The sequence below is a fragment of the Streptomyces sp. NPDC052773 genome, assembly GCF_044547145.1.
GTDB lineage: Bacteria > Actinomycetota > Actinomycetes > Streptomycetales > Streptomycetaceae > Streptomyces.
Genome location: NZ_JBITZX010000004.1, coordinates 187,348 through 208,236, shown reverse-complemented (window position 1 = coordinate 208,236; position 20,889 = coordinate 187,348). Strand labels below are relative to the sequence as shown.

Genomic DNA, 20,889 nt, shown 5'->3' with positions numbered 1-20,889 from the left:
GGCGGCGCCCACCCAGCCCCCGGAACGTCCGCTTACCGCCACCCGGCCGGGCAGCGCGAGGCAGTCGGTGGCGTATAGGTGTCCGATGAACGGATCAGACTCTCCGGATAACGGTCTGGTTTCGCTCGCTGGCATTTTCGAAGATTACTCATGGTTATGTGATCTGCATCACTAAAGATCTCGTAAAGGTCGTGGTAGAACAACGCAACTCCGCAGGTGGCACCACCCCTCGCCGCAGCGCGGAGCCGCCGACGCGCGTCGGCAGCACGACCAGGGTGATCACGCTTCGAGTCCGTGGAGCATGGCCCCAGGGTCGCCGATCGGACAACGGCGTTCGCTCAAAGACCGCACATCTCGCCGGCGCAGACTCCCATGCGCCGGTCCTGCGCCATCGAGGTAACCACCGTGTCACTCGACTCCTTCACCACATCCGTCGACGAAGCCGTCAGCGGATTCTTCGAGCCCATAGCCACCTGGCTCGGGGAAGTGGTCTTCTACTCCGTCCCGGTCGCCGGTACGGAGCTCCCGCTCATCGTCGCCTGGCTCGTCGTCGCCGGTCTGGTCTTCACGGCCTGGTTCGGGCTGGTCCAGATCCGCAAATTCAGGCTCGCCGTCGACGTGGTCCGCGGGAAGTACGACGAGAAGGGGTCGGCCGGTGAGGTCAACCACTTCCAGGCACTGACCGCCGCCGTCTCCGGCACGGTCGGCCTGGGCAACATCGCCGGTGTGGCCGTCGCCGTCTCCATCGGCGGCCCCGGCGCCACGTTCTGGATGATCCTGTGCGGCCTGCTCGGCATGGCCACCAAGTTCGTCGAGGTCACCCTCGGCGTGAAGTACCGCGAGGTCCACGCCGACGGCACCGTCTCCGGCGGCCCGATGCACTACCTGCCCAAGGGCCTCGCCGACCGCTTCGGCAAGAACGGCAAGACCCTCGGCAAGGTCCTCGCGATCCTCGCCTCCTTCTTCGTCCTGTTCTTCGGCCTCTTCGGCGGCAACCTCTTCCAGGTGAACCAGTCCTACGCGCAGCTGGTCTCCGTCACCGGCGGCGAGGACGGACTGATGGGCTCCTCGGCCGGCGCGCTGTTCTTCGGCATCCTCATCGCCGCGCTGGTGGGCATCGTGCTCCTGGGCGGCATCCGCTCCATCGCCAACGTCACCAGCAAGCTCGTGCCCGCCATGGCCGGCATCTACATCGCCGCCTGCCTGGTCGTCATCCTGGTCCACGTCACGGCCGTCCCGGCGGCCATCGCCACCATCGTCGAGGGCGCCTTCAGCCCCACGGGCGTAGCCGGCGGTGTGCTCGGCGCCCTGATCATCGGCTTCAAGCGGGCCGCGTTCTCCAACGAGGCCGGTCTCGGCTCGGCCCCGATCGCGCACTCCGCGGTCAAGACCAAGCACCCCGCCAGCGAGGGCCTGGTCGCCCTGCTGGAGCCGTTCATCGACACCGTCATCATCTGCACGATGACCGCGCTGACCATCGTCATCGCCAACCCTGCGAGCTATGCCCAGGCGCGCGAGGACGGGTCCGTCGCCGGTGTCACCCTCACCTCGGACGCCTTCGCCACGGTGCTGCCCTGGTTCCCGTACATCCTCACCGTCGCGGTGCTGCTGTTCGCCATCTCCACCGTGCTGACGTGGGGCTACTACGGCCTGAAGGCCTGGACGTACCTGTTCGGCCGCAGCAGGACCAGCGAGATCACGTACAAGGCCGTCTACACGCTGTTCGCCGTCGCCGGTTCCCTGCTGACGCTCCAGACGCTGATCGACATGGCCGACGCCGTGCTGTTCATGCTGGCCGTCATCAACATCATCGGCCTCTACCTCCTCGCCCCGGTCGTCAAGCGCGAGCTGAACTCCTTCCTGGAGTTCGTCCGCGCCCGCAACGCCGGTGAGATCACCGAGGACACAGACCAGGAGTCGGTGAAGACCACCGTCTGACCGTCCCCGCGGCCCGACTCCTGAACGGGCCCGCGCACACCTCGCGCCTTGGTGTGCACGGGCCCGCTCGGCGTGCCCCGATCCCCCGGAGGTTCCATCGATGGCTGCCGCCCCGCGCCGGCGCCCCACACTGCTCGGCCTGCTGCCCCTGCCCGAACGCCAGGCCGTGACCCAGGCGCTCAGGACCGAGACGGTCGGCGGACTGGTGCTCCTCGCGGCCGCTGTGATCGCGCTGATATGGGTGAACAGCCCATGGGGCGAGTCCTACGAGCGCATACGCGACTTCCACTTCGGCATACCGGCCGTCGGCCTGGATCTCTCGGTCGGCCACTGGACCGCCGACGGACTTCTGACGATCTTCTTCCTCGTCGCCGGCATCGAGCTCAAACGCGAACTCGTCGTCGGTGAACTGCGCACCCCCGCGACCGCGGCCCTGCCGGTCGTCGCGGCCCTGTCCGGCATGGCCGTCCCGGCCGCGTTCTACGCCCTCACCGCCTGGGCGGGCGGCGGCAGCCTCGACGGCTGGGCCGTCCCCATGGCCACGGACATCGCCTTCGCCCTCGCCGTCCTGGCCGTCCTCAGCTCCCATCTGCCCGCCGCCCTGAGGGCGTTCCTGCTCACCCTCGCCGTCGTCGACGACCTCGGCGGCATTCTCGTCATAGCGATCTTCTTCACCAGCGACCTGAACCTCGCCGCGCTCGGCGGCGCGTTCGCGGGTCTCGTCGTCTTCCACCTCATGCAGCGTTTCCGCGTGCGCGGCTGGTGGTGGTACGTCCCGCTCGGCATCGCCATCTGGGCGCTGATGTACAACGGCGGCGTCCACGCCACCGTCGCGGGGGTGGCCATGGGACTGATCCTGCGGACCACTCGCGACGAGGGAGAGGCCGACTCGCCCGGCGAGCGCACCTCCCACGTCCTGCACCCGGTCTCCGCCGGAGTGGCCGTGCCCCTCTTCGCGCTCTTCGCCTCGGGCGTCGCCGTCTCGGCCGGCTCACTCGGGCAGGTCTTCACCCAGCCCGAGCCCCTGGGTGTGGTCCTGGGCCTGGTGGCCGGCAAGGCCCTCGGCATCTTCGCCGGCACCTACCTCGCCGTCCGCTTCACCCGCGCGCGCCTCAACCCCGACCTCGCCTGGGCGGACGTCTTCGCTCTCGCCGTCCTGGCCGGGATCGGCTTCACCGTCGCCCTGCTCATCGGCGAACTCGCCTTCCCCGACCCGGCCGCCGCCGAGCAGATCAAGGCAGCGGTCCTCGTCGGCTCCCTCATCGCCGCCGCCCTGGCCGCCGTCCTCATCAAGCGCCGCAACGGGGTCTACCGACGGCTGTACGACGAGGAAAACGTGGACGCGGACCACGACGGCATCCCCGACATCTACCAGCGGGCCGGCACCGGCGAACACTGACGCACAGGGGAGCCCCCAGCCCTCCGAGGGAGCGTCCGGCTGACCTCGTCCGGCGCAGGGCTCGACCCGCTGCGCGCGGTCTCTCCGATCATGCGGTGCGCCGACCTGGGTACGCGGACGGGAACCGCCGGATCGGCTCGGGCTGCCGAGGGCGGGTGGCTGGTCTGATGAGCAGTGGCGGCTTTCCGCGGCGCGGGCGTATGGCCGCTGTGCGGTCGTACGGAGAGGAGAGGCCGACACGGTGACGATTGCCGATGCGGTGTTCGCGTGGCTGGGAGTGGGAGCGCTGCTCGCTGCGGTGCTGCCCCGGGTGGTGGCCGGACGGCCGCTGTCGCTGCCGTTGGTGTTCCTGGTGGGCGGCATCGGTGTGTATCTTCTGCCGTTGCCGCTGCCGGTGATCGACCCGGTGGAAGACCGGTTGCTCGCGGAGCACATCACGGAGATCTGCGTGATCGTCGCGCTGATGGGTGCCGGGCTGGCGCTGAACCGGCCTGTCGGTCGGCGTCGGTGGGCGACGACCTGGCGGCTGCTGGGCATCACGATGCCGTTGACCGTCGTACTCACCGCCCTCGCGGCGTGGTGGCTGCTGGACTGGCCGCCTGCGGTCGCGCTGCTGCTGGCCGCCGTGCTGGCGCCTACCGACCCGGTGCTCGCCTCCGAGGTGCGTGTCGGCGAGCCCACCGAGGACGAGCACGACGAGGACGAGGTGCGGTTCACCCTGACGAGCGAGGCCGGACTGAACGACGGGCTGGCTTTCCCCCTGACCTATGCGGCGGTCGCGCTGGCCGCGGCGGCGGGCAGCGGCTGGTCGGCCGACTGGGTCGGCGCTTGGGTGGCGGAGGACGTCGCCTTCAGATGCGCGGTCGGTGTGCTGAGCGGGTGGCTGGTCGGACGCCTCCTCGGCTGGCTGTTCTTCCGGGCCCGCTCACCGGTGCTCAGGCTGTCCGAGCACCGGGAGGGCTTCGTCGCCCTGGGCGCCACGTTCCTGTCGTACGGGCTGACGGAGTTGCTGGGCGGCTACGGCTTCCTCGCCGTGTTCACCACCGCGTGCTCGATCAGGGCGGCCGAGCGCGCTCACGGCTTCCACAACGTCCTGCACGACTTCGTCGAGCAGATCGAGCGGCTGTTCACGGCGGTGGTGCTGTTCCTGCTCGGCGCGTTCATCGCCCTCGGTGGCCTCGCCGCGCTGACCTGGCAGGGAGCCGTCACCGGTCTGGCCCTGCTGGTGGTGATCAGACCGTTGTCCGGCTGGGCCGGGCTGCTCGGGACGAGCCTCGGGAACAAGGAACGCTGGGTGATCGCGGGCTACGGCATCCGGGGCATCGGTTCGCTCTACTACCTGGCCTATGCCCTGGGCCAGCACGGCTTCCCGGTGTCGTCACGGGAGGTCTGGGCGGTGGTGACGTTCACCGTGCTGGCCTCCGTCGTGCTGCACGGCGTCACGGCCGGCCCGGTCGTCACCCGCCTCGACCGCCTTCGCAGCACCGCTCCCCCGCCTCGGTCCGGGTGAGCGGGCCGAGCCGCCACGGGAGTAAGACGGAGGCCGGCGCATGCCGAGCCGTTTCAGCGGGTTCATGAGTCTCCTCGCGGGGGTGGGGGGGGGCTGGGGTGGTGCCGCCCCGGACTGGTTCAGGGCGTGGACAGCTCGAACCGCGTGACGCGGACCGCGCCGCCGAGTGCCTGGGTGGCGTGGTTGAAGAGGGCGAATCGGTAGCCCATGAAGAACCGCCAGTCGTTGCCCATGGAGAAGGCGGGTCCGAGGCGGGTGAAGGTGGTGCCGTCGGTGCTGTAGGAGAAGGTGCCGGGGCGTGGTGCGCCGGGGCGGATGTCCGCGTTGGCGCGCAGCCAGACGCTGCTGCCCGAGAGGGGCGCGCTCGCGACCTCGTAGCCGGTGCCGGTGGTGTTCCAGTTGGTGTCCATGGTCAGCCCGGTGACCATCACCAGCCGCTTCACGCCGCCGTCGCGTTTGACGCCGATCCAGGCGGACGAGTCCCTCAGCAGCGCGAGTCCGGCCCGGTCGCCGTCCCGCATCGCCGAGTGGTCGAGCTGGACGGTGGCGGTGGAGGTGGGCCCCTGGATGCGATGTGTGAGGGTGTTGCGGGCCCAGTAGAGGTCGTGGGTGACGGTCGCGGTCCGCAGGGTCAGCCCGTTGCCCACGGACCACTTGGTGTTGTCCGGGTTGTGGTTCCACTCCCACCTCGGCCGGAGGGTCGTACCGTCGAAGGTGTCGACGCCGGTCATGGGAGTGACCGGCCGGGGCGGAGGGGGTACGGCCGGGCTGGGGTACGAGGTGCCCCATGCGCCGTCGACGAGCTGCACGACGGGCCAGCCGTCCGCGGTCCAGGTGACCGGAGCCAGCGCGGGCATCCGGCCGCCGGGGTACGCGTCGACGAAGGCCAGGTAGTACCAGGCACCGCTCTGCGTCCGCACCAGCCCGCCCTGGTGGGGGACACCGCCGCCGGGGATCGGCCCGCGCAGGTCGAGGAGGACCTGCCGCATCGTGTACGGCCCGAAGGGGCCGCTCGACGACTTCAGGATGTACTGGCCGTTCGCCGGGCGGGTCAGGAAGATGTAGTACTGCCCGTTGATCTTGTAGAAGCGGGCGCCCTCGAGGGTGCCGACGCTCGACGGTGTCCTGAAGACCTCCTGCGTACGGACCTGGCCGCGGCCGTCCGGCGAGAGCTGGGCCACGCTGATGGTGGTGTTCCCGTACGCCACGTACAGGGAGTCGTCGGTGTCGACGAGCAGCCCCGCGTCGTAGTAGGGCGTGCTGATCGTCGTCAGCCTGCTCCACGGTCCCTCCACCGCGGTGGCGGTGTAGATGTACGTCCGGGCGAAGTCGATCTGGCCGAGCCAGTAGAAGGTCCTGTTGCTCGGCCGGTAGGCCAGTGACGACGCCCAGATCCCTCTGACATAGCCGCGGGCACCGTTCAGGTCGTACTTGGCACCGAAGTCGAGGACGGGCACCGAGTGACCGGCGATCTCCCAGTTCACCAGGTCGTACGACCGCAGAACGGGCGCGCCCGGCGAGTAGTGCATCGTCGAGGCGGAGGCGTAGTAGGTGTCGCCGACACGGATGACGTCGATGTCGGCGAAGTCCTGCCAGATGACCGGGTTGGTGAAGGCCGCCGCCTCGGCGCCCGCCGCTTGGGCGGAGGCCTTGGCCGTGGGGAGGAGGGCGCCCGCGGCCAGGCCGGTGGCGGCGGCCAGCGTGCGACGGCGCGAGATGGATTGATGAGGCCATGACATCTCCACGTTGAGGGTCCTTTTCGATATCTCGAACATGGATCGACAAGTCGAGCAACCTGGATGATAGGGGGCCGGGAAACGCCGTCAACACTTCTCGCACGATTCGCCAGACTCTCGAAACATTCGAAGAGGATCGGACTCAATCCCCTTGCAGGCCGCGGGAGTTGTCGGACCGCAGGCTGTTGACACGCCCAGGCACAGCTCTAACATCCCTGACATCGCGCTTTTCCGAACGAGGATCGAAATTTCGAACCCTCCCCGAAGGAGCCTTTGGTGCTCAGACGTTCAAGCGGACGACTGCTCCGCCTGCTCGCAGCCGCCGCCCTCACGGTCACCGCGTCCGTGACGGCCTCCGCCCACTCCCCTGCCTCGGCCGCGCCGGGCAGCCCGGCCCTCACCCCGCCGCTGGGCTGGAACAGCTGGAACAGCTTCGGGTGCGGGATCACCGAGGCCCAGGTCCGCCAGGCCGCCGACGCGATGGTGTCCTCGGGCATGCGGGACGCCGGATACCGCTACGTGGTGGTCGACGACTGCTGGTTCGACCCGCAGCGTGACGCGCAGGGCAACCTGCGGGCCAACCCGACGAAGTTTCCGAGCGGGATGAAGGCGCTCGGGGACTACATCCACAGCAAGGGCCTGAAGTTCGGCATCTACCAGGCACCGAACGAGCGCACCTGCGCACAGGCCGTGGGCAGCTACCCGGGAGCCACGGGCAGCAAGGGACACGAGGCCCAGGACGCCGCCACGTTCGCCTCCTGGGGCGTCGACTACCTCAAGTACGACTGGTGCTCCCCCAGCGGCACCCGTGACGAGCAGGTCGCGCGCTTCACGCTCATGCGCGATGCCCTGCGCGCCACCGGACGGCCGATCGTCTACAGCATCAACCCCAACAGCCTGCACACCCCCACCGGCGCCACGTACGACTGGGGTGAGGTCGCCGACCTGTGGCGGACCACCGAGGACCTGCTCGACATCTGGCAGAACGGCAACACCAACAGCTACCCGATGGGCGTCGGCAACGTCCTGGACGTCACCGCGCCACTGGCGGCGCAGTCGGGCCCTGGCCACTGGAACGACCCCGACATGCTGGTCGTCGGCCGTCCCGGCCTGACCCTGACCGAGTCCCGCTCCCACTTCGCCCTGTGGGCGCTGATGGGCGCCCCGCTGATGGCCGGCAACGACATCCGCACCATGTCCGCCGACGTCAGCGCCGTCCTGCGCAACCCGCGTCTGCTGGCGGTGAACCAGGACCGGCTGGGCGCGGGCGGGCGCAGGGTGCGCGACGACGGCGCCACCGAGGTGTTCGCCAAGCCCCTGTCGGACGGTTCGGTCGCGGTGGGCCTGTTCAACCGCGGCGAGGGCACCGCGACGGTCACCACCACCGCTGCCCAAGTCGGCCTGTCCGGCGGGCCGTTCACCCTCACCGACCTGTGGACCGGCTCCACGTCGAGCACGTCCGGACAGATCTCGGCGAGCGTCCCCGCCCATGGTGTGGCCGTGTTCCGGGTGACCGGCGGCAGCCCGCTCGCCGCCACCACCTCGCGTCTGCGGGGCAACGGGTCCGGCCGCTGCGTGGACGTGGACAACGCCTCCACCGCCGCCGGCGCCACGGTTCTGCTGTGGGACTGCCACACCGCCGCCAACCAGCTGTGGACCACCTGGGCGGGCGGCGAGATCCGCGTCTACGGCGACAAGTGCCTGGACGCCTACGACCAGGGCACCACCAACGGCACCCGTGTCGTCACCTGGCCCTGCAACGGCCAGAACAACCAGAAGTGGACCGTCGGCGCCGACGGGTCGATCCGCAACGTCCACTCCGGCCTGTGCCTCGACGCCAGCGGGGCCGGCACCGCCAACGGGACCCCGCTGGTCCTGTGGACATGCAACGGCCAGGCCAACCAGAAGTGGTCCCGCGCGTGAGCGACCAGGCTCCGACCAGCGTTCGGCGATGGACACATCGCCGCTCCCCAGAACAGGGCTCCCGGTGACAGCGGCTCCAGGACCTGGCTGCCGGCGGAGGTGTGGAAGTTCTTCACCCGGTTCCAGGCCTCCGAGCCGCCACAGGGGACCGCCACCTGCCGGGTCGCGGGTACCGTCAGCGCCTGGAACACCGGGCTCACGGCAAACATCGTCGCACGGTCCCTGACCTTCGCCGGCGCCCCAGCGGGCGGACGTCACAGCAGCACTCCAGGGCACCGGGACCGGGCAGTGGGCTGTACCGGCCCGGCCCCTGACCACTCACGGATTGACGCTGGCTGCGGCGATTCCCAAGCTGGTGAGAGGGGGCTGCTGGAAGGGGCCGCGGCCGTGAGTGGTGGACAGAGCGCACTGCCCCGGTTGCTGACCGCGGCGGAAACGGCGGCGCCGGCGGACGCCGTCGGCGTGATCGCGGACGACCTGCGGCGGCGTTTCGACGCCACGAGGGTCTCCTTCCTGATCGTGGACCTGACGGGCAAGGCGGTGGCGCGGCTGTCCGCCACCGGTGCGGGCGGTGAGCGGGAGGCAGAGCGGATCCCCCTCTTCGGCAGCGTCTACGAGGAAGTGATCCGCACCCAGCGGCTGCACCGGGAGGCGACCGGCCGGGCACATCGGGTGATCGTGCCGGTCACCAACCGGGGAGACGCGATCGGGCTCCTGGAGCTGTTCCTGCCCGCCGATCCCGGCGAGGCGGTCCGTGCGGCGCTCGGGGAAGCCGCCCACATCCTGGCCTACATCGTGATCGCCAACGGCCGCTTCACCGACCTCTACACCTGGGGCAAACGCTCCCGACCGCCCACCTTGGCGGCCGAGATCCAGTACCAGTTGCTGCCCCCGTCGCTGTCGTGCGAGGCCGCGCAGTTCACCCTGTGCGGGAACCTGGAACCCTCCGAGGATCTCAGCGGTGACACCTTCGACTACATCGTCGACCGCGACGCCCTCCACGTGTCGGTGACCGACCCCATGGGCCACGACATCGATGCCGCCCTGACCGCCACCGTCCTGGTGGGCGCCCTGCGCGGCGCCCGCCGGGCCGGCGCCGACCTGGCCGAACAGGCCCACCGCGCCGACGAGGCACTCATCGACCACGGCCACGGACACGCCACCGGGCAGCTGGTGCGCATCGATCTCCACACCGGGCGCGCCCGGCTCGTCAACGCGGGCCATCCGTGGCCCCTGCGCCTGCGCGAGGGAGCAGCGGAGACGATCACCTGCGCCGTGGACCATCCCTTCGGACTGTCCGAGCTCACCCCCCACCCCTACCGCGTCCAGGACCTCGACCTGCGCCCCGGTGACCGTCTGCTCATGTTCACCGACGGCATGCTCGAACGCCACGGCGAGAAGGTCGACCTGCCCGCCCTGCTGGAGGAGACCCGGAACCTGCACCCGCGGGAGACCGCGCTGGCGCTGACGTCCGCCGTCCGGGACGCCGCCGACGGCCGGCTCGAAGACGACGCCACCGCCGTGTGCCTGGACTGGCACGGCACCCAGGAAACCCAGCGGCACGTCAGCTCCGGCGCGGACACCCAGCAGGCCTCAGCCCCACGCTGAGGCGGTCCTCGGCCCCGGACGACCAGCCGTCCTCGTCGCCGCACGAACTGACACGGCGGCCCCTGACCTGGATACCGGGTAACAAGGGCATCGCTCCGATGCCGCCGATCCACAGGCAAGCATCGGGCTGTTCCTCGGCCAAGCTGGTACGCCGGGTACGTGGAAGGGACGACCGGGCTGCCCGTCCTCGGAGCGGCCACGGGCCACGGAGCTGATCCCGGAGGAGGAAACGTGCAGCGGCCTGATGAGGAACTGCTGGATTTCGACACCGGCGAGCTGGAGGACTGGGACGAGGAGCGCGCACGTGCGGCGCTCGACGGCGATCACGGCACGCTCTACCGCAACCACCTCGACATCGCCCTGCACCTCGTCCAGTGGGCGGAGGCCGAAAGCGGGCGCACCGACACGGACGCGCGCTACAAGGCGGGCTACACCCAGGCCCTGCGGGACATGGCCGCGTTCCTGCGGCAGACCTACTACCTCCCCTGAGCCGGACGAGGCCTCTCACAGGCGCGGACGGCTCGGCTGGTCCACTCCCCCAGTGCGACGATGGCCAGGCCGCAGCCGTGATCATCGGGGTCAGTGGGAGGCATGGCCGTTTTGGGCTGCCGTGAACTTCTTCGCGACGTAGCCCTTGGAGACCAGGGCGCTCCACGGCCTTACCAACGCCGCCGAGGTGCTCTTCAGCCTGCGTAGGGGACTCGGCTGACGTGAGAGATGGTGATGGCGGGATCGGCAGGCACGGGCTTGCCGGGATCGGCGGCCGTCAACTCAGCGGGGTGGCTCGTGCCGGGATGGATGGGGACGCCGTCGGTGCCGACGTGCAGAACGGCCTCGAAGCCTTGCGGCCCGGTGATCCCTATCTCTGCCGTGTAGGCCGCGCGGTCCCGACCGGTGTTGGTGATGGTGACAGGGACGGTCAGGCCGTCGCCGGTCCGAGTGATGCGGTAGACGGTGACGTCACCGCGTGTGGCCACGGGGTCCTCGAAGTCCGGCTCCGTGGGGTCGTAGGGCTGCCCTGAGACCGGCACGCCACTGGGTGCGGCGGCGGCCCGCCTACGGGCCTCTTCCTCCTGAGCCGCGGTGTCCTCCCCGCCCGGGCCGACGGACGCTTTCGGTGTCGTCGGTGCCGGGGCGAACGTCCTCGAAGGTGACCGGGAAGCCGCTGCTGCCCGGTGGGCCGGCTCTTCACGCTCGGTGCCTGCTTGGGACGAGCCGCCGCACGCCGTCAGCACCGCCAACGACCCCGCCGCGCAGATCGTGGTGAACGCGAGTCTGTGTCGCACTGTATTCCGTCCTTCGCAACCGCGGCGTACGCGTCAGTTGCAGTTGGTGACATCGGTGGCAACTCGGTTGATGGGGTACGTCGTGGCGGTCGATGACGTCTTCATCAGAGCCGTCACCGTGCCACAGCCTCCAGGCCTTTGCCACACAGGGCCGACGTACTGGCTGAAAGTGCCCTGGTCCACGTCGCAAGGCGTGTCCGTGAAGTTGTCGCAGAGCTGCAGCTTCATCCACTTGGACGCGCAAGCGCTACCAGCCATCCCTCAGGGCTGACTGCGGCCGATGCGTCAGCGTCTTCACTCAGACAGCCGGGCGGTCGCGCTGCCCCAGCCGACAGCCTTCAAGTCCTCCGGCATGACCACCATTCCCTCGGCTCTTACGGGCAGCCCGCACATCCTCCATCTCGCTTCGACCTGTTGACGCAGTTCAGCTACGGCAGCCGCATTGAGGGGACATCGAGCAGGTGTCGTCCCCGCAGGCGCGGGGGTTGCTCCGTCGCCGACCTGGTCGGCTCCGCGATCGCTCTACGACCGCAGGAGGAGCCCGCTCCCCCCTGTGGTCGCAGAGCGGCCGTTCACCTGGCGGGCTCGATTGCGACTCTGGTCGCACGCGATGGCGACCCGGGGCCGATGTGGCATCGCGTGCCCCGCCCTGAGGATGGTCGGGTGACAGAGATCGCCGTGGGGCTGTACATGTCCCCTCTGGAATTCCTTGCCTTGCTGGGTGCCGTCGCGCTGGTGGTGGCGCGCTGGCTTCCGCCCGCGGCCCGCCCACGCGTCACGATCGCGGCGGTGGCGGTTCTCGCACTGTCCGCGATCGTGCTGAGTGTGGTGGGGATCCGCTGGCAGATGCTGCCGGTACTGGCAGGCTCTGCCGTCGCGTTGCCATTCACCCTCTCCCCCCTGCTGCGACGCCGTTCCGGCCGGCCGACGTGGCGGGCCCGATGGTGGCCGGCGTTGCCGGGATCGGTGGCCTGCCTCGGCTTGATGGCCACGGGCCCGGTGGCCGCCTGGGCCTTTCCCGTACCCGGGTTTCCCGAGCCGTCGGGCCGTTTCGCGGTCGGCACCCGGGTGGTGCAGTGGACCGATCCACGCCGCCCCGAGACCTTCACCGCCGATCCGTACGACCAGCGCACGGTGGTGATCCAGCTCTGGTATCCCGCCCGGAAGAGCCCTGCAGGCGCGCGGCGGGCCCAGTACCTCGGACGCACGGAGCACGAGGCGCGTACCGTTTCCGACGCTCTCGTCCGCCAGGTCGGCCTGCCTGGTTTCCTGGTCGACGGCGTCCCGCGTGCCCGCACCCATGCGGTATTCAACGCCCCGGTGACCGGTGGCGGCGAACGGTTCCCGGTCGTGCTGTTCTCTCCCGGGTCGGGCGGAGTGCGTACCCAGAACACCGCCTGGGCAGAGGAACTGGCCAGCCACGGCTATGTGGTCGTCGGCCTCGACCACCCGTACGACTCCGCCGCCGTCGTCCTCGCCGACGGACGAACGCTTCACACCAGGACCGACTCCACCGGAGACCGGGACAAGGACGACAGGTTGGCAGCTGACTGGACGGCTGTTCGGGCCGCCGACCTCAGCTTCGTCCTCACCCAGCTGGACCGTCTGGACCGAGGTGAGATCGCCGGCCCGCTGACCGGACGCCTGGACACCGGTCGGGCCGCGGTCACCGGTCACTCCATGGGTGGTGCCGCCGCCCTCCAGGCCGCCCGGCAGGACCGTCGGTTCGACGCCGTCATCGATCTGGACGGCTACCCCCACGGCCCCATCTCTCCCTCCCTCCGCCAGCCGACGCTCGCGCTCACCCAGGCCATCACCCCCGGAACCGACCCGCGCTACATACCCCGCCTCACCAAGGCCCTCAAGCTCAACACCGCGACGGGCTACCGGCTCACCATCCCCGGCGCCACACACCTCACCTTCATGGACGGCCCCCTGTACCTGCCGCCTGTGCCCTCGATAGTCGGCTCCCAGGGCCGCACCGACAGCCCGCGTGTCGTCGCCGCAACCACGCTCGCCTTTCTGGACACCACCCTGCGGCACAGACCCGGCGACCTGGCTGACGTTCTCTCGGTTTACGGCGTCCTCAGCGTCTACCCACCGGACAACAACAGCCGCTGACCGGCTTCGCGCCGCGGCAGCCGACGGCACAGCCGTATCCCCTCGCCGGCCGGAGTGCCGTCCGCGGCGCCGCCCCTGCCGCAGACGGTAGTTCACAGCGGCTTACCCTCCAGACGTCGCCTGTGGCTGAGCGTCCTTCCTGCAACCGCGTCATCCCCGCATACACGGCGGTTGTTCGCTGAATAACTTCCTCCGTCGCCCTGCGCAGGCCCGGCTTCGACCGGGTCAAGGTCATGGACCGCATCGGGCCGGCCGCGCACTGTTCACCGAGGGCGAGCCGGAACAGGGCGCTGCCGCGGCCCACCAGGCGCTGGACGAGGCCACCCGCGTCAACCAAGGCGTCCTGTGGGCGGTCACCGTACGCGCGATCTTGTCCGCGTTGATGGCGGCCTCAGGACGTGCACGCGAACATACGCCGCCACCGGACGATGCCGTGCCGCGGTGCCGGTGCCACGCCGCGGTCGGATGCCGGAGGCGTTCCCCGTCGGTGTGACAGGTCTCAGAGGCCCTCAGGAGCGCCGGGCGGTGGTGCGACCGACGAGCGTTCCACGAGGCGGGTGCGCAGGGTGTGCATCTCGCGGCGGGGTTCGGCTCCTTCGAGGATGTCGAGGAGTACCTCGGCGGCCTTCGAACCGAGTTGGTGCACCGGCTGTTCGATCATGGTGAGGGGCGGCACCATGACGGCGGCCCAGGCGCTGTCGTCGAACCCGATCAGGGACACGTCGCGGGGGCAGGAGAAGTCGCGCGCGCGGAGGGCGCGCAGAGCGCCGGTGACGCCGTCGGTCTCGGTGCAGAACAGGGCGGTGACACGGTCGGGAAGATCGAGCATGCGGGCGACCTCCTGAGTCGCCCGTTCCTCCACCTTCGGGCCGACCATCACCAGTTCGGGATCGAAGGGGATGCCCGCGTCGTCGAGGGCGTCGAGGTATCCGCACAGGCGCTCGCCGTCGGTCCACAGGTTCCGGGACGCTGCGGCGATCAGTTCCCGCCGGGTCGCCGGAGCCTTGTCCACCGGCGGCCCCCAGACGAACCCGATGCGCCGGTGACCGGCGGCGATGAGTTTCTCGACCGCCTCACGGGCCGCGTCCCGGTTGTCGATGACGACGGCGTCCAGTTCGAGCGAGGTCACCGCGCGGTCGACGAGGACGACCGGAATGCCGCGATCGAGGGCCGTGCGGATGTGGGCGACCGAGGAGCGGTCGACCGCCGCCGACGCGACGATCATGCCGTCGACGCGCTTGTCGATGAGGACGTTGGCCGCCGCGACCTCCTCGTCGAGTTTCTCGTACGTACTGACGACCAGTGTGTCGAATCCGCGGGCGCGGGAGGTGTCGCAGATGCCGCGCACGACACCCGCGAAGAACGGGTTGCCGATGTCCGCGACGATGACCCCGAGGGTGTGGGTGACACCGGTCGACATGCTGCGGGCCAGCGCGTTGGCGCGGTAGCCGAGCTTCTCGGCCGCGGCGAGCACCCGCTCCTTCAGCTCGGGGCTGACGTATCCGTACCCGCCGAGCGTGCGGGCGGCGGTCGCCCGGCCGACCCCGGCCTCCGCGGCCACCTCGGAGATCGTCGGGGGCGCCGACGGGCGGGGCCGCTCTCCTGACATCGCTCGGTACCTCACTTCTCGTGATCGACGGCTGTCCACATGCTAGACACGGCCGGTCGGCCGGCCGCGACCGAATGCCGCCTCGGTGAAGCACTGGTCGTGGGCGGCGTCAGCCCCGTCGTACAGCGCGCGCTCCAGCTGGTGGCGGTCCGGCGGGGTCGACCTGCGCCAGCCCGCGCGCAGCAGTGAGACCACGAAACCGGCAAGGAAGGCGTCTCCGCAGCCCATCGTGTCGACGAGGGGCGCGTCGGTGGTCATCAGCGGACGGGCCGGTGCCGCGACCGTCATGCGGCCGTCGTGGGCGACGGCACCCTTCGCGCCCCGCGTGGCGAGCGCGAGCCCTGCTCCGCGCCCCACCGCCTCGGCCAGCAGCTCCCGGGTGGCCGCCTCGTCCAGGTGGGAGCAGGACAGCAGTACGAGGTCGGCGTGCGGGCAGATCCGGTCCAGGTAGTCGGGCGTACGGTATTCGTCCTCGCTGGAGAGGTCGAAGGTCGTGAGCGTGTCGAGGCCGGCGAGCTTGGGCAGCTCGCCCTCGCTGCCCGAGTACACGCTGGAGTGCACCAGGTCGAAGGACGACACGTAGTCGAGCAGGCCGCTGTCGAGGACGAGCGGTTCTCGCACGGTGACGCCGCCGCCGTTCCAGCCGAGGAAGACACGGTCGCCCGAGTCGACCCGCAGGGTGGACACACCGCTCTCGCCGTCGCGCACGGCGCAGCGGTCGACGGCCACCCCGGTGTCCGCGATGGCCTCGCGCAGGAAGCGGCCGAGGGCGTCGTCGCCGAACACCCCGAGATACGCGGCGTCCATGCCGAGGCGTCTGGCGTAGACGGCCACGTTCACGCTGTTGCCGCCGGGGTAGTCGATGCCGCGGTCGACGAAGCGGTCGACGATGTTGTCGCCGAAGCCGAGGACTCTCATGGGTTCTCCTGTGCGCCGGCCCGTCACGCCACGGAGCAGGGTGGAGCGGGGCGGGACGGGGCGGGGGCACGGACGAGCGCCCGGCACCGGGATCGGCACCGGGCGCGTACGGACTGCGGACTGCGGACTGCGGACTGCGGACTGCGGAGTGCGGAGTGCGGACTGCGGACTGCGGACTGCGAGATCGAGACTGCGGTCGTACGCCGGGGCGCGAGGCGGCAGTCGTACGCCAGGGCGCGAGGCAGCAGTCGCACGCCGGAGGCGCGGGACTGCGGTCGTACGCCGAAGTCCTCGGGCGGGACGAGAGCGTCGCGCCGGCCGGTGCCGCCGGAGTGCTCCCCCGCGCGGCAGCGGCCCGCCCCGTGTCTCAGTAGTCCATGACGCGGTAGTAGCGGCGCAGGTCAAGCGAGTGGCCGCGCACCCGCTCCAGGTGCTTGCTGACCCGGCCCATGACGGTGTCGAGCACCAGCGGCGCGAGCAGGCCGCGGAATTCCGGGCTGATGCCGGCCAGCGGGTAGTCGCGGGTGTCGAAGACGGTCACGTCACGGGAGATGCGCTTGGCGAACGCCTCGACCCGGTCGGTGAGGGCGCGGGTCTCGTCCTCGCCCTGGAAGACGATCACGCTCGTGTCCTCTTCGAGGAGTTCCAGCGAGCCGTGGAAGAACTCGGCGCTGTGCACCCGGGTGGTGCGCAGCCACTGCATCTCCTCGAGGATGCACATGGAGTACAGGTAGGTGAACCCCCACAGGTTTCCGCCGCCCACCAGGAAGTGGTAGTCGGTGTCCTTGTGGGCCTCGGCGAAGGCGGCGGCCGTCGGCTCGGCCTGCCGCGCCACGTCGAGGAGGATGCCGGGCAGTCCGGCGAGTTCGCCGGCGAGCTTGTCGTAGCCCTCGAACTCGCCTCGGCGCGCGAGCAGCCGGCCCATGAGCAGCAGCATCTGCGGATCGAAGGGCCAGGCCTTCGGCTCGGACACGAGGGCCACGTCCACGCTGCGGGCGACCGGGGAGTCGGGGTAGCCCGTGAATCCGACGGTGCGAACGCCCTTCGCCTTGCAGTACTCGATGGCCCGCAGGCTGTCCTCGGTGGTGCCCGACACCGAGGTGAAGACGGCGACCGAGCGCTCGCCGAGCGTCGCCTCTCCCCCGGTGACCAGCTCCGCCGCGATGACGGCGTGGACGGGCAGCGTCGAGGTGCGGCGCGCGAGGCGCTCGTACGGCCACATCTGGGCGTAGGTGCCGCCGGCGCCGACGAGGAAGAGGTTGTCGAGGCCTTCGTCCGTGAGGCGGTCGGCGAGTTCCTCGATCCGGGGGCGCAGGGCCACCGTGCTCGCCAGCTGGGAGAGGAATTCCGGCTCGTCGAATCCGAGCATCTTCGCGTCCTTTCGGGAACGGGTGCGGCCGGCGGCGCTGAGCGACCTGATACCGGTATCACGCGGGCCACACGCTGACACAGCGCACCGACGGCGTCAACAGCGCGGAGGTGTCCGGTGGTTCGCGACGGGCTCGCTTGACGGCATTTGACCTCGATGTTTGCTGATTCGAAGAGAAGCGGGCGGGGAGCACGGCGAGACGGCGCCCACGTCCCCTCAGAGAAGATCTTCGTCCTCACCCTGGTACCGGTATCAGATTCTCTGTACAGTCGCCGCACGCCAGCGGCCGTTTCACGGACATCCGCAGCGGATCCGACGTGCCCGCGCCTTCGGCGGGCCCGCCCACTCGACGAAAGGACGCCCATGCGCGCACGTGCACTGACGCGGTCCGCGGCACTCCTCGGGGCCTCGGCACTCGTCCTCACCGGCTGCTTCGCCGGACCGGCGAAGGGTCCCGCGGCCGACGTGACCGCGAAGCCGGAGTACTCCGGCACCCTGAGCATCCTCACCAAGTTCGCGGGCGAGCCCCTGGAGCCGTACTTCGAGGACCTCGCCGCCGCGTACGAGCGCGAACACCCCGAGGTGGACGTCGAGCTGATCCAGGAGACCGACCAGAGCATCAAGGACAAGACCAAGACGCTCACCGCGTCCGACGCCCTGCCCGACATCTACTTCACCTGGACGGGCAACTGGGCGGAGAACTTCATCCGCGGCGGCCGCGCGGCCGACCTCACCAAGGTGATCGGCCCCGGCACCGAATGGGGCGGGACCTTCAGCGAGTCGTCCCTGTCGGCGTTCGCCCACGACGGCCGCTACTACGGCGTCCCGCTGTACAACAGCGGCAAGTTCATGGGCTACAACAAGTCCGCCTTCGACAAGGCCGGCGTCGACGTGCCGAAGACCTTCGAGGAGCTGATCGCCGTCTGCCCCGACCTGCGCGAGGCCGGTTACGAGCCCATCGCCTTCGGCAACAAGGACGGCTGGCCCGCCCTGCACTACCTCCAGCAACTCTTCGCCCACAATGTGCCGACCGACGTCCGAGAGGCCGACTACGACCCGAAGACCGCCGCCTGGGACGATCCGGGCTACGTGACCGCGCTGAAGCAGTTCAAGGCCCTGGTGTCCGGCTGCACCGACACCGGACGCGGCACCAACGGCGTCCTCTACACCTCGGCGCAGGAGGCGTTCGGGCAGGGCAAGGCCGCCATGTACTACCAGGAGATCCTGGAGTTCGACAGCACCACGTCCGGCGCCGCGCTGAGGCCCGAGGATCTCGGCATCTTCCCGCTGCCCGCCGGCGGCGACGCCAAGGGAGACCCGAAGGTCGTCGAAGGGGCACCCGAGGGGTACTTCGTCAACGCCCGGTCGCCGCGCGCCGCGCTCGCCGTGGACTTCATGAAGTTCGTGACGAACTCCGCCAATGCCAGGACGCTCTCCGCACCGCCGTACGGCCAGCCGAGCACCGTGGTCGGCGCGGTGACGCCCGAGACGTCCAGCAAGGCCGTCCAGGAGGGCGTCGACCTGGTCAACAAGGCGCCCCGGCTCGCCGGTTGGCTCGACATGGTCACCGCGCCGGAGGTCGCCGACGCGTGGCTGGCCGGCGGCGAGGCACTGATCAGCGGCAGCAAGTCCCCCGAGCAGGTCATGGACAGCGTCCGCCGGGCCTCCGACTCCGCCAAGTGACCGGCGCGGGCTGAAGGGAATCAATCCGGTGCGCACCCTGTACCGAAGAGCAGCCGGGCTCATGTGGGTCGTGCCGGCCCTCGTCCTGCTCGCGGTCTTCGTCTACCTCCCGCTCGTCCAGAACTTCGGGTACTCCACGCTGACGTGGGACATCTACAGCGGCAGCCAGGAGTTCGTCGGCCTGGACAACTACCGTGACCTGTTCGGTGACCCGGTCTTCTGGACCTCGTTCACCAACAACCTCTGGTACGCCCTGCTGTCGGTCGTCTTCCAGGTCTTCGGTGCCCTGCTGCTCGCCGCGCTCGTCGAGAGCGTCCGCAGTACGCGATGGCAGCGTGCCCTGCGGACGATCTATTTCATCCCCTCCGCGATCTCCCTGACCGTCGCGGGGCTCCTCTTCTACTTCATCTACGAGCCGAACCTGGGCCTGCTCAACCACGCCCTGGAGGCAGCCGGTCTCGGTACGTTCGACCACGCGTGGCTGGGCCAGGAGAGCACGGCGATGACGGCGGTCATCGCGATGAGCCAGTGGCAGGGCTTCGGGTACTCGACGCTGCTGTTCGCCGTCGCCATCCAGCGCATCCCCGCGGAGCTGTACGAGGCGGCCGCGCTCGACGGAGTCGGGCCGGTCCGCCGCTTCTTCCAGGTGACGCTCCCGCTCGTGAGGGAGATGACCGGCCTGATGTTCATGGTCACCGTGTCGGGCGCCTTCCAGGTGTTCAACGAGGTCATGGTGATGACCAGCGGCGGACCCGACAACTCGACCCACGTGCTCGGCACGTGGCTGTACCGCAACGGCTTCGTACGCAACGACTTCGGCTACGCCGCGGCCATCGGAACCGTGATCTTCGTGATCACCCTCACGATCGCGATGGCGCAGCTGTGGTTCACCCGGAGAAGAAGGGTGGAATGGTGAGCCGTCTCGGCTTCCTCGGCGTGATCGCGCGCCTGTTCATGTGGGCCTTCCTGCTGGGCCTCGCGGTGGTGGTGCTGTATCCGCTGCTGTGGATGGTGCTGAACGGGTTCAAGACCAACGCCGAACTCTTCGGCAACCCTTTCGCGCTCCCCACCGGCTTCAGCTTCGACAACTACCGCGACGCGTGGAACCGCGGCGTGAGCAACTATCTCGCGACCAGCCTCCTGGTCACGGTGACGTCCACTGTCGCGACCGTCTTCATCAGCGCCTGGGCGGCGTACGGACTGACGCGGGTGAACATCCCGCTCAACAAGGTGCTCACCGCCGTCATCCTCGGCGGCCTCATGCTCACGCCGACCGTCGCCCTCGTACCGCTGGTGCGGATGTTCCAGTCGATCGGCCTGTACAACAGCTTCTGGGCGCTGCTCATCCTCTACACGGCCTTCCGTGTCCCGTTCACGACCTTTCTCATCCGCGCCTACATGATCGACCTGCCGCGCGAGGTGGACGAGGCGGCGCAGATCGACGGCGCCGGGCGCTGGACCGCGTTCTGGCGGATCATCCTGCCGATGTGCAAGCCCATCATCACGTCCACCGTGCTTCTGCACGTGCTCTTCGCCTGGAACGAATACCTGTTCGCCATGGTGTTCACCAACGGCAGTGACGTGCAGACCCTGCCGGTCGGCCTGACGAGCCTGATGAGCAAGCACGGCACCGATTTTCCCGTCGTGTTCGCCGGCATGGTGATCGCCGCGGTCCCGGTCGTGCTGCTGTTCCTCTTCGGGCAGCGGTACATCGTCAAGGGGCTGGCCGACGGGATCGGCAAGTGAACGACGTCCCGCGAACGATCCTCGCGTACGAAAGGAAGACCTC

General features: G+C 69.7%; 15 protein-coding genes. 10 read left to right on the top strand and 5 right to left on the bottom strand.

The features are described 5' to 3' along the window. Window positions 1-405 precede the first annotated feature (405 nt). From ACIG0D_RS11415 to ACIG0D_RS11405, 3 genes are all read left to right on the top strand, one after another. Complete coding sequence (locus ACIG0D_RS11415) at window positions 406-1,938, top strand: alanine/glycine:cation symporter family protein (RefSeq protein ID WP_399798632.1); 1,533 nt, start codon at window positions 406-408, stop codon at window positions 1,936-1,938. Window positions 1,939-2,038: 100 nt separating this feature from the next. Further along, window positions 2,039-3,337, top strand: a complete 1,299-nt coding sequence (gene nhaA / locus ACIG0D_RS11410) for a Na+/H+ antiporter NhaA (RefSeq protein ID WP_399798629.1) — start codon at window positions 2,039-2,041, stop codon at window positions 3,335-3,337. A gap of 241 nt (window positions 3,338-3,578) precedes the next feature. Then, entirely contained in the window at window positions 3,579-4,847 is a 1,269-nt protein-coding gene (locus tag ACIG0D_RS11405) for a cation:proton antiporter (RefSeq protein ID WP_399798626.1), read from the top strand. Window positions 4,848-4,966: 119 nt separating this feature from the next. On the opposite strand, the gene ACIG0D_RS11400 is transcribed toward ACIG0D_RS11405, so the two are convergent. Next, window positions 4,967-6,586 carry a glycoside hydrolase 43 family protein gene (locus ACIG0D_RS11400; protein WP_399798624.1) on the bottom strand — a complete coding sequence of 540 codons (1,620 nt, stop codon included), beginning with the start codon at window positions 6,584-6,586 and terminating at the stop codon, window positions 4,967-4,969. Window positions 6,587-6,859: 273 nt separating this feature from the next. Here ACIG0D_RS11400 and ACIG0D_RS11395 point away from each other — a divergent pair, with 273 nt between their 5' ends. The 3 genes from ACIG0D_RS11395 to ACIG0D_RS11385 all read left to right on the top strand — a co-directional run bounded on the left by ACIG0D_RS11395 (window position 6,860) and on the right by ACIG0D_RS11385 (window position 10,603). After that, window positions 6,860-8,506 (top strand): glycoside hydrolase family 27 protein, encoded by a 1,647-nt coding sequence (locus ACIG0D_RS11395; RefSeq protein ID WP_399798621.1) that lies wholly within the window; start codon window positions 6,860-6,862, stop codon window positions 8,504-8,506. 387 nt (window positions 8,507-8,893) lie between these two features. Continuing rightward, window positions 8,894-10,114 carry a PP2C family protein-serine/threonine phosphatase gene (locus tag ACIG0D_RS11390; protein ID WP_399798618.1) on the top strand — a complete coding sequence of 407 codons (1,221 nt, stop codon included), beginning with the start codon at window positions 8,894-8,896 and terminating at the stop codon, window positions 10,112-10,114. Window positions 10,115-10,345: 231 nt separating this feature from the next. Further along, a complete protein-coding gene (locus ACIG0D_RS11385; protein ID WP_399798615.1) occupies window positions 10,346-10,603 on the top strand; it encodes a hypothetical protein in 258 nt (85 codons plus the stop codon). A gap of 194 nt (window positions 10,604-10,797) precedes the next feature. Here the strand turns inward: ACIG0D_RS11385 and ACIG0D_RS11380 are convergent, their stop codons facing one another. Then, window positions 10,798-11,091: a hypothetical protein gene (locus ACIG0D_RS11380; protein ID WP_399798613.1), complete on the bottom strand. Its 294-nt coding sequence runs from the start codon at window positions 11,089-11,091 to the stop codon at window positions 10,798-10,800. A 936-nt stretch (window positions 11,092-12,027) separates the two neighbouring features. Here ACIG0D_RS11380 and ACIG0D_RS11375 point away from each other — a divergent pair. Continuing rightward, window positions 12,028-13,521, top strand: a complete 1,494-nt coding sequence (locus tag ACIG0D_RS11375; protein WP_399799269.1) for an alpha/beta hydrolase family protein — start codon at window positions 12,028-12,030, stop codon at window positions 13,519-13,521. Window positions 13,522-14,020: 499 nt separating this feature from the next. On the opposite strand, the gene ACIG0D_RS11370 is transcribed toward ACIG0D_RS11375, so the two are convergent. The 3 genes from ACIG0D_RS11370 to ACIG0D_RS11360 form a co-directional block, all read right to left on the bottom strand. Then, a complete protein-coding gene (locus tag ACIG0D_RS11370) occupies window positions 14,021-15,130 on the bottom strand; it encodes a LacI family DNA-binding transcriptional regulator (protein ID WP_399798610.1) in 1,110 nt (369 codons plus the stop codon). A 42-nt stretch (window positions 15,131-15,172) separates the two neighbouring features. Then, window positions 15,173-16,048: a PfkB family carbohydrate kinase gene (locus ACIG0D_RS11365; RefSeq protein WP_399798607.1), complete on the bottom strand. Its 876-nt coding sequence runs from the start codon at window positions 16,046-16,048 to the stop codon at window positions 15,173-15,175. Window positions 16,049-16,415: 367 nt separating this feature from the next. Then, a complete protein-coding gene (locus ACIG0D_RS11360; protein ID WP_399798604.1) occupies window positions 16,416-17,417 on the bottom strand; it encodes an SIS domain-containing protein in 1,002 nt (333 codons plus the stop codon). Between the two features lie 363 nt (window positions 17,418-17,780). On the opposite strand from ACIG0D_RS11360, the gene ACIG0D_RS11355 reads away from it, so the two are divergent. From ACIG0D_RS11355 to ACIG0D_RS11345, 3 genes are read left to right on the top strand one after another with little or no spacing between them, the layout of a single operon-like run. Further along, window positions 17,781-19,100: an ABC transporter substrate-binding protein gene (locus ACIG0D_RS11355; RefSeq protein ID WP_399798601.1), complete on the top strand. Its 1,320-nt coding sequence runs from the start codon at window positions 17,781-17,783 to the stop codon at window positions 19,098-19,100. Between the two features lie 28 nt (window positions 19,101-19,128). Then, window positions 19,129-20,016 (top strand): carbohydrate ABC transporter permease, encoded by an 888-nt coding sequence (locus ACIG0D_RS11350; RefSeq protein WP_399798598.1) that lies wholly within the window; start codon window positions 19,129-19,131, stop codon window positions 20,014-20,016. After that, the gene (locus ACIG0D_RS11345) at window positions 20,010-20,846 is read left to right on the top strand and encodes a carbohydrate ABC transporter permease (RefSeq protein WP_399798595.1); all 837 of its coding nucleotides are present in this window, start codon (window positions 20,010-20,012) and stop codon (window positions 20,844-20,846) included. The genes ACIG0D_RS11350 and ACIG0D_RS11345 overlap by 7 nt, the downstream gene beginning before the upstream one ends. Window positions 20,847-20,889: the final 43 nt, after the last annotated feature.